This window comes from Paraburkholderia sp. SIMBA_027, assembly GCF_046535315.1.
GTDB classification, from domain to species: domain Bacteria; phylum Pseudomonadota; class Gammaproteobacteria; order Burkholderiales; family Burkholderiaceae; genus Paraburkholderia; species Paraburkholderia tropica.
In genome coordinates, this window is sequence record NZ_JAWRWY010001489.1 from 1 (window position 1) to 241 (window position 241).

The 241-nt window shown below is 65.6% G+C and carries 1 protein-coding gene; it reads left to right on the forward strand.

Features of this window, described 5'->3' with window-relative positions:
- Nucleotides 1–241: AAA family ATPase (locus SB764_RS44155; RefSeq protein ID WP_410867333.1), on the forward strand; the 241-nt coding region annotated here is incomplete at both ends.

The following is a 241-nucleotide window of genomic DNA, read 5'->3' on the forward strand; positions in this document are numbered from 1 at the left end:
GCCTGGCCGACCTCGGCCTGGATGCGCGCAAGATCCTGGCGCCCAGCGGCTCGCTCAGTGGCGGCGAACGCCTGAAGGCGGCGCTGGCTTGCGCGCTCTACGCCGATCCGCCACCGCGCCTGTTGCTGCTGGACGAACCGTCCCTGGGCCTGGCTCCGATCATCATCCAGCAGATATTCGACATCATCGAACAACTGCGCAAGGACGGTGTGACGGTGTTCCTGGTGGAACAGAACGCCAA